The sequence below is a fragment of the uncultured Kiloniella sp. genome (assembly GCF_937128705.1).
Classification (GTDB): domain Bacteria; phylum Pseudomonadota; class Alphaproteobacteria; order Kiloniellales; family Kiloniellaceae; genus Kiloniella.
In genome coordinates this window covers 1-8,213 of the sequence record NZ_CAKZMP010000091.1, presented here as the reverse complement: position 1 = coordinate 8,213, position 8,213 = coordinate 1, and the positions used below count along the sequence as shown (strand labels likewise).

At 43.6% G+C, this 8,213-nt stretch carries 10 protein-coding genes; 3 read left to right on the top strand and 7 right to left on the bottom strand.

What is annotated here, in order from left to right:
• On the bottom strand, window positions 1-1,202 hold a 1,202-nt coding region (dcm, locus tag Q0241_RS05575; RefSeq protein ID WP_299374379.1), incomplete at its 3' end, for a DNA cytosine methyltransferase.
• 221 nt (window positions 1,203-1,423) lie between these two features.
• On the bottom strand, window positions 1,424-1,960 hold the full coding sequence (locus tag Q0241_RS05570) for a helix-turn-helix domain-containing protein (protein WP_299374376.1): 537 nt from the start codon (window positions 1,958-1,960) through the stop codon (window positions 1,424-1,426).
• A gap of 954 nt (window positions 1,961-2,914) precedes the next feature.
• Between Q0241_RS05570 and Q0241_RS05565 the strand changes: the two genes are divergently transcribed.
• The gene (locus Q0241_RS05565) at window positions 2,915-3,853 is read left to right on the top strand and encodes a type II restriction endonuclease (protein WP_299374374.1); all 939 of its coding nucleotides are present in this window, start codon (window positions 2,915-2,917) and stop codon (window positions 3,851-3,853) included.
• A gap of 14 nt (window positions 3,854-3,867) precedes the next feature.
• On the opposite strand, the gene dcm (Q0241_RS05560) is transcribed toward Q0241_RS05565, so the two are convergent.
• The 3 genes from dcm (Q0241_RS05560) to Q0241_RS05550 form a co-directional block, all read right to left on the bottom strand.
• The gene (gene dcm, locus Q0241_RS05560) at window positions 3,868-5,139 is read right to left on the bottom strand and encodes a DNA (cytosine-5-)-methyltransferase (RefSeq protein ID WP_299374371.1); all 1,272 of its coding nucleotides are present in this window, start codon (window positions 5,137-5,139) and stop codon (window positions 3,868-3,870) included.
• Window positions 5,140-5,316: 177 nt separating this feature from the next.
• Window positions 5,317-5,490, bottom strand: a complete 174-nt coding sequence (locus tag Q0241_RS05555; RefSeq protein ID WP_299374368.1) for a hypothetical protein — start codon at window positions 5,488-5,490, stop codon at window positions 5,317-5,319.
• A 38-nt stretch (window positions 5,491-5,528) separates the two neighbouring features.
• Complete coding sequence (locus Q0241_RS05550; protein WP_299374365.1) at window positions 5,529-5,915, bottom strand: hypothetical protein; 387 nt, start codon at window positions 5,913-5,915, stop codon at window positions 5,529-5,531.
• Between the two features lie 179 nt (window positions 5,916-6,094).
• Between Q0241_RS05550 and Q0241_RS05545 the strand changes: the two genes are divergently transcribed.
• Window positions 6,095-6,388 (top strand): helix-turn-helix domain-containing protein, encoded by a 294-nt coding sequence (locus tag Q0241_RS05545; RefSeq protein ID WP_299374362.1) that lies wholly within the window; start codon window positions 6,095-6,097, stop codon window positions 6,386-6,388.
• Window positions 6,389-6,420: 32 nt separating this feature from the next.
• A complete protein-coding gene (locus Q0241_RS05540; RefSeq protein WP_299374359.1) occupies window positions 6,421-6,612 on the top strand; it encodes a hypothetical protein in 192 nt (63 codons plus the stop codon).
• An 81-nt stretch (window positions 6,613-6,693) separates the two neighbouring features.
• Here Q0241_RS05540 and Q0241_RS05535 read toward each other — a convergent pair whose 3' ends face one another.
• Entirely contained in the window at window positions 6,694-7,866 is a 1,173-nt protein-coding gene (locus tag Q0241_RS05535; protein ID WP_299374356.1) for an MvaI/BcnI family restriction endonuclease, read from the bottom strand.
• 42 nt (window positions 7,867-7,908) lie between these two features.
• On the bottom strand, window positions 7,909-8,213 hold a 305-nt coding region (locus Q0241_RS05530; protein ID WP_299374353.1), incomplete at its 5' end, for a DNA cytosine methyltransferase.

The following is an 8,213-nucleotide window of genomic DNA, read 5'->3' as shown; positions in this document are numbered from 1 at the left end:
GTCAGGATACGGGGCTGGCAGTAATGTACGTAATCGTCGGGCAAAGAGGTCGCCGTCATGTGCGGTTCCTTGTTGCCCCAATGTGGGGGCAACACCCTTTGGGAAAATTTCCGGGTCTTGTAATGGTCCGGGATTTCGCCGTTGTTTGCGAGCATGTGGTTAAATTTATCGACCACCGCCCACTTGTGTTTGGAATATTCCTGTTCGGTTAGCCTCACGCGACCGTTCGGCTCCCAAGGTGGCGGAGTGCGCAAATGTTTTTGGATGGCTGTTCGAGCAGGGCGAGGATAGCTTTTCGTCTCGAACGTGCCCCGTTCAAACTGACCAGAGCGCAGTGTGTCGGCCACAACTGGGTCCACAAGGTCGCCCAATAGGTCATTCAAGTGCGGAAAGTTGCCTGGCTGTCCGGGAGGAAGGAAACCGCATTTCACGGCATCATCTGCGTCGGCCTTTGGATCTAGAGATGGGCTGGCTTCGAGGATGTCCTTTCGGATACCAACGAGAAGAACACGGGGGCGATTCTGCGGCACGCCATAATCCTTGGCGTAGACAAGCGACCACCGCACTTCGTAGCCTGGTATTTTTCGAAACTCAGCTTTCACGTCAGGCCAGATGGGATCGCTGCCTTCGCGGGTCCATTTAGCGTTTAGAAGGCCTCTTACATTTTCGAAAAGGAAAATCCGGGGCCGCAAACGGCGGATGATTTGAGCCATGCGGCCATAAAGGACATTGGATGGGATTTCCTTACGATCGACCGCGTAGGAGCGGCGAATTCCTATACCAGAATATCCTTGGCATGGTGGGCCTCCGGCAAGTATGTCGAGCGTGCTGCCACCACCGCTCTGTGCGCTTGCGGTATCAAACCGGAAATCGGCTTCTGATATCGTGGACAGGTCAGATATAAGCTGCTCTAGGCGGGGGCCTTGAAGCTCGTGGGCATCATTACAGCGTAAGGAACAGTTTTCTGAAAATTTCTTACCGCCTAGCTCGTGATGACGGTTTTTGAGGTAGGTCTGAATAGCATCCTTATCGAGCTCGTTCACAAATACGGGCGTGAATTGTGCGTTCTCGAATCCCATGGACAACCCACCGCACCCGGCAAAAAGGTCAACCATGGTGTAAAGGCTCTCGTTGGCCTGTTTCGGCTTGCTCTTACCTCCACCTGACTCCTGATGAAAATTCTTTATAACCTCTTGTAACACTGTAATTTCCCAGTCTCGATGTTGCCTATTCGGTTTTCTTAGCACATCTTGTGCGACAGATCCAGGCGAACGCTACGGGTAGAGGTTATTTATAGAGATATCAATACCACTCTGAATAATTACAGCAGCATGGAGTTTTGAAGGTAAAGACGGAAGGACTGTCCGTCTCTACTTGTGGAGGCTTGCGTAAGCCCGGTTGAGATCTGAGAAACAAGGATTAATCACTCTTCTGGCCAACCTTCTGCTGTAGGCTCTATTCCATCCAAATATCCTGTTTCGCTATTCGGCCATTCTCCGGTAGGTAATGGGGTTTCATCAGGAGGATAGATCAAAGGTACTTTTTTAAGTTCTGGGCCTTCTAGAGTTTGTTCCGTTTGATCTTCTGCGTTTGCGACGATCACGGCATGAAAACGGGAAAGCTTTAGATTATCGCGTTTATCTGCCCAAGCAACACGACTATTAACGATATAGGCATTAACTGTGCCATTTTGGCCTATTTGCACAACTTGTATCCAGTTGCCGTCTTTCAAAACTTTCATAGCCTTTTTCACTGTCGTTTGGTGTATTCCAAGCATATCGGAGAGTGTTTTGTGTGATAGGCAAACAGCGCACTGGCGATCCATTAAAGCAATTAATTGATGTAGTATTGCTGCTGCACTTGGGTGCTTAATTGCCAATTTACCTAATGCTAAATGGGCCTTTCTTTCTGTTTGTACGAAAGTCTGTTTTTTAGGTACAGGGCCAGATAATTCATTCATTACTGTAATCTCAAGAGTCTAGGGTGGTAGTATCAAACCGTGGTTATTGAGTGTTTGCGCTCAATTATTGAGTTTGTAGGCTACCACTGCATGGGTCACAGGTAAACAAAAAATGAGTATATAAACTCAATAATTGAGTAAAGGGTAGTCTCAAGAGTCTAGGGTGGTAGTCTCAAGAGTCTACCCCCCTTATATAAATCAATGACTTACAGCGCACCTCTTTCTCTATGATCTTAGAGGCCGTTTTAGTCGACATTTATGTCGTCCACAAAATCCACAAAAACGAGCAAGCGAGATGCCGCCATCGAGCAAGATCGTTTGCGAACTGTTTTGTTGAGTTTGTGACGGCTGATCAGAGCGACACGTCGCATCATTTTTTATTTGATGAGCAACGAGTTCTTATTACGAGCTTCTGTTTTGGTAGAAAGAACGGGGAATCTTTTCTTGTCAGGGGGGTAGAAAGTGGTCGGGTGTGCGTTTCGTTCTATTTTCTGCAGTAGCTACGGCAAATTTAGATAGATCGTGCTCTATGGGCTTTAAAATGGATTTTACGAGGTAATCTATCAGAGCTTCAAATCAAACGTCGTAAAATTGCGCCCTTCTGAATTTATTCAAAATTACATCTTGGGCTTTTTATCTGGAATAACTTTTCGCTCCGCTAGGAACATCTATGTATGAAGTTGCGGTTTTTACTAAAAACCCTTTATTATGAAGTTGCGGTGCCTATTTTTTAGGCAGAAAATCATGAAAAATTATCCGACTTTAGGTGTAATTTTTTATCAAGTTTTCTCGAAAAAATGAAGTTCTCATGAGCGTTCCAATCGCTCTAATCTCGACTTATAGCTTCTTAATATCAAGGAAACTGAACCTTCCTATCCTTAGCGCGACTTTTCGTACCGTTGGACTTCAAACCCCTAGTCTGCTTATTATCGAAAAAAACGAACAGGAAAACAAATGGATATAGTTACATCTCATAATGGAATGAGAGCAATCCTTGAGCTTGATGATGACGAAATCAAATGGTGGCGAAAAAAAATAGGTGACGTTAGAGGGCGATATGTTTTAGCACCTAAGGATCTTATCGTAAATTATATCAACAGCGTTAAAGATGATCCTGATTATACTAATAGAGTAAATAATGCTTCTGACTTTATAAGGGAGGTCAGGGATAAAACATGGGCAACTTATATCGAATCAGAACTCCTCTTTTATAAAACTGTCGTAAGGGAGTTACTAGAAGAGCGTGAACACCCACACGATGTTCTTTCGAGTGTTATAACGGAAGAAACGATACTTGATTTTAACCGTTCAGAAAATCATGCAGAACTTCTACTAAAAATTTCAGACGTATTTGGGAACTTTGCAGGACGGATCTTCCCTTATTTTTTTGAGCTTTCGAAAAGTGTAACTAATTCAAGACGATCAAGGGCAGGAAAAGCTTTTGAACAAATAATACACTCGATCATGGAAGCATATCGATACCCTTATGATGATCAATCCCGACTTGGTAAAAGGACTTTTGAGCAAAAAGGTCTTGGTAAAATGGTTGATGGTATTTTACCTGGTATGAGTGCTTACGATACAAATCGAAGCAAATGCTTAGTTGTTACAATGAAAACAACTCTTCGCGAAAGGTGGCAAGAGGTTGTCGAAGAGTTGAATCGTACGAATGTGCCTAGCATCCATCTTTTAACACTTGATGAAGGTATAAATACAAACCTTCTCGATTTAATGCGAAATCACAATATTACACTTGTAACATACAAAGAAACGAAAGAACGTTTTTCTGCTGAATATACTAACATTATTTCATTTGAGACATTATTCAATACAGAAATACCGCATACGATTGAATGGTGGCGTAGAACATATCCAGATGATTATCCGAGATAATTTAATATTTACCATTATGCTACTTTTGTTCGAGCAGTATTCTGCATGTCGAATACTGTTGTAATAGCTGTAGCAATTTTTCGTATTACAGGAACCGTAACAGAGTTTCCGAATTGTTTATATGCTTGGACATCGGATACAGATTCTACAATGAATTTTTCAGGAAAACCTTGAAGCCGAGCACACTCTCTTGGTGTGAGCTTACGAGGATTTTTACCGATATCGGACTGATCGATAAGAACCTCACTTCCATCTTTGTAATATCGTGCGCTGATTGTATTCGAATAAGGGCTTTCGGGGGTAAATAGACTATATCCGAAGCCGTTACCTTTTTCACGGTGTTCTATTTTACGCCTTCTATGCCCGCTCCATAATTTATCGGATATTGTGTACTTCGGGTTTAGAGTTTTATTATCTTCTAGGATATCTCCTAAACGAGTGGATTTTTTTTCTGGGTGGGGCCAAAAAAAAGCCTCATCTAAATTAATATCAGGAAAAGCCTTTTTATCGAAACCTACAATATAAATTCGTTCTCTATTTTGTGGTACCCCGTGCTCACAGGCGCGTAAAACGCGAAAATCAACCCAATAATCAAGCTTTTCTCCTAAGCTTTTACGAGTTTCCCCTGATATTTCTATGTTATCCGGTATATCTTGGGAATGTGTTCCCTTAAGAATATCTAGAATAGTTTTTAAAGTTCTTCCTTTGTCATGCCCTTTAAGCTGTTTTACATTTTCAAGTAAAAATGCTTTTGGGCGTTTAGCAGCAAGAATTCGTTGTATCTCGAAAAACATAGTCCCTCGAGTATCTTGGAAACCTTGCTTAAGTCCAGCCTGTGAAAATGCCTGGCAAGGAAAACCAGCAAGTAATATATCGTGGCTTGGAATTTCACTGTTCTGAATCTGAGTGATGTCGCCGTGTGGCAATTCTCCAAAGTTAGACGCATATGTTTTTTTTGCGAATTTATCCCATTCAGAAGAAAATACACATCGACCTCCGAGTTCTTGGAATGGAAGGCGTATTCCCCCAATTCCTGCAAATAGATCTATAAAATCAAAAGTGGATGGTGTGGCATTTTTTTTGTAAGGCGCTTTCCCTTGGAGAGATAGAATATCACTCAGTCTCTTTTTACTGGGATTATGTTCCCCATTTTCCCATCCACGAACGGTTCTTTCTCCAGTGCCATTCAATCCTAAAAATTCAGAAAACTCCTTTTGTGTGAATCCCATGTTTTTGCGTTTCTTTTTTATTAAAGATCCGATTTCTTTGGAGGAGTAATCTGACATAACATTTCTTTCTCAAAGATGTACTTTAGTTTTGAAAGTACATCTTGAAAAAACTAAGGTCAATACGCCGGGTCATATGCAGGATATTTTTTTAGTATCTTCTGATTAAGAAATCTTTTGGTTAGGAACATCTATGTATGAAGTTTCGCTGAATTATTTTTCAAGTTTCTGGAAGTATTATGAACGTTCCAATCGATCTAATCTCGACTTTATTTTGTCCATTTGCTCAAGTTGATATCTCTCTGCTTGAGCGACTAGGTCATAAACTTCTCTCGTCTGTTGCTCGGTTAATCCAACATCTTGTAAGCGTGCGTACCATAATTTGTAATTAGAGGTGATTTTTAATGCCATTGGTGTGATCTCCTATGATGAATAATGGTATATTGATATTAGTTACCCTTAAAGAGTCTGAAAAAGCCCCTTGCCGGCTTTTTTTCAGTGTTCTCAACCTGATTCTCAAGGAGAATAGTTTGCCTTTTGGCTTGTTCTCTCCATTCGTCACGTTCTGATTTTAAATCGTCTAGTTGTTCGCGTAAAATCTCATTTTCACGCTGTAACACACTGTTGTTATTGGGAGGTGTGGAGGGTGACGGTGTTCCATCTTCGTTACTGTTACGGGGTAACGGGGGGTAAACTCTGTGTAATTCCGATGGATCAATCGAATATGAGCCATTTTCGTTCTTTTTTGCCGATATTGTGCCGTTTTTAATAGCTCTCGATATTGTGGGTTTACTCTTACCTGTTGCCTTTGCGGCATCTCCAAGTGTGTAAGTCATGGTGTTCAGCTTTGTTTCATTGTTTGTGTGTTGTTACTGTAACAGGTGTAACGTGATTTTGTTAGGTAGATTATAGGAATTTGGTATAATTTGCATGGCAGGATAAGGTGTTTGTAATACAAATCACGATATTTGAAGAAAACTTAGAGATAGATGCTTAACAGGCGTATTGTCATGTAATGAGTGATGTTGAAATTGAAGAAGGTTCTGGAAATGTGTACGCGGATTTGGGTTTCGCTGATGCTGATGAAATGAACCTGAAGGCTATATTGGCTCTGTCTATTCATGGCCTTATCCGTCAGAAGAAGCTCAGCCATAAGAAAGTAGCGGATCTTGCTGGGTTAACTCAGCTTGAGGTGTCTTTGTTCCTGAGAGGCCATTTTAACGATGTTAGCGTGGCGAAAATGATAACGTGTGTCACTGACCTTGGACTTGATGTTGATATCGTTATTAAACCGTCAGGTATGCTGTAGCGGAAAGGGCGGCTTGAGGTCGTTTGTTAACAGTGAAAAATGTATTGAAATATAAAGGCTATATTGGCTCTATCTTTTTCAGTGAAGAAGACGGAGTTTATCATGGAAAAGTCGAATTTATCCGCGATTTGGTAAACTACGAAGCTTCTGAGGTCGATGCCTTGGAAGCTTCGTTTCACGAGGCTGTAGACGACTATCTTGAGATGTGGGTAGGAGGGAATTAAATTATGTCGCGACTGCGATATGCGCGTTTGGAACCTCTGAGCCTCAAAAGCAGAAGGGGGGCGACCTTCCCGGTGTGCCTACTATGCAAGAGCATAGGTTTTGCTAGGTGGGAACAACAAATCGAGTGAACCCGCCTCAATTTTGAATGAGGGGCCGCGTTCGTGGGCGCGGCCAGAATCCAATCTCTTCATCATATGGTCCATGGTGATTTCGCCCTGCTCCACAAGAATATCAAACTGCGAGCCAATGGGCTTGCGTGTGTGGATCACATCCGTGAATTCGAAGTGCTCCCGCCCATCAATAGGATGCACCTTGGCGCCAACCCAAAATGTTTCTGCGTGTTTTTTCTCAAGGTCGGCCCGCAACTCGGACAAGTACCACGACGCGAACGCACCATGGTCTGTTGTGGTTGAGAATTCGTTCAAGATTCCTGTTTTTTCATCGAGCTTAAAAGTTAGACCTTGAGAATTGACGTTTGCGGCGCTGACAGTGCAATTCAAACGGTCTCGGCCATCTCGGAAATACCCAAAGGCATCAAGCACCTGCGTCATGCTATCGAATTTGCTAATTGTCCAGTTGGGCACCTTGGCAAAGAGCTGTTTTCGGTTCTCCCTCGACTTGGGCTTTCGCCGGTAAGATTTGAGCTCTATACCCTTATAGTCAGGCTCTCGCCTAGCATTCATGGCGATACCTAATGCAGTCTCAAGAGTGCGACCGATGGCTGTATCTGCTCGTTCATCCATAACCGAAGGTACATAACCGCCCGCAGCGATCAGCCGAAGCTTACCCAAAAGCTCGTCGGAAACACTTGTTGCCTTGGCGTTGATATCTTGAAGGATATCCCAAAGCGGGCCACTTTTCTGGGTATCGAGTATATAGTCAATATCAACCTGTGTGAGGTTAATTACCACGAGCTGGCCATCATGTTCCGTGACGGCCATCATATCGTCGGGATTGGCGTGGTGATGCAGCTTGGAAAACCAAATTCGTGGATCACCATCCTTGGTGGGTTTTGCCTTCGGCTTGTACAGGGATGCTGGGGCTTTGATCTGCTCTTGCTCGTTCACGAGGAAAGCGTCAATTTTTACCCCGTTTTCACGTGCGCCGCGCCCCTGCACATCGAAGTCATGCAGATCGTTCTCTTTGAGGTAATTTCGAACAGGGGCCGTTGCATCCATGTAGCCTTTATCCAAGGCCGTCCAAGTTGGCTGGAGTAATGTGATATCAACGGATTCCGCAGTGAGGCGCTTCATCCGCTGGCGTTCAATCTCTGTAAGCTGGCGAAGTGCCATTTTTTACCTCTTGCCCACTGCGGTATCCAAGATCCCCCGGAAATGCTCGCCTACCTTTTGAGCGAGACCTACGGGAACGGCGTTTCCGATTTGGGTGTACTTTGGCACCTCTCTGTTAAAGTTGCCTTCGAGTGGATTACCTGCGCGACGTATGCCGCCGGTCGTGCGTTTGCCCGCAAAACGATACCAGTCAGGAAAAAGCTGGAGCCGTGCCCATTCGCGCACAGTCAAGATTCTAGGTTGGCTGTAGTGCACGTAATCATCGGGCAAGGAAGTCGCCGTCATGTTCGGTTCCTTGTTGCCCCAAT

Coding starts and splice junctions, on each gene's coding strand:
- Q0241_RS05570 (WP_299374376.1), bottom strand. CDS start 1,960: ATGAATGAATTATCTGGCCCTGTACCTAAAAAACAGACTTTCGTACAA.
- Q0241_RS05565 (WP_299374374.1), top strand. CDS start 2,915: ATGGATATAGTTACATCTCATAATGGAATGAGAGCAATCCTTGAGCTT.
- dcm (WP_299374371.1), bottom strand. CDS start 5,139: ATGTCAGATTACTCCTCCAAAGAAATCGGATCTTTAATAAAAAAGAAA.
- Q0241_RS05555 (WP_299374368.1), bottom strand. CDS start 5,490: ATGGCATTAAAAATCACCTCTAATTACAAATTATGGTACGCACGCTTA.
- Q0241_RS05550 (WP_299374365.1), bottom strand. CDS start 5,915: ATGACTTACACACTTGGAGATGCCGCAAAGGCAACAGGTAAGAGTAAA.
- Q0241_RS05545 (WP_299374362.1), top strand. CDS start 6,095: ATGAGTGATGTTGAAATTGAAGAAGGTTCTGGAAATGTGTACGCGGAT.
- Q0241_RS05535 (WP_299374356.1), bottom strand. CDS start 7,866: ATGAAGCGCCTCACTGCGGAATCCGTTGATATCACATTACTCCAGCCA.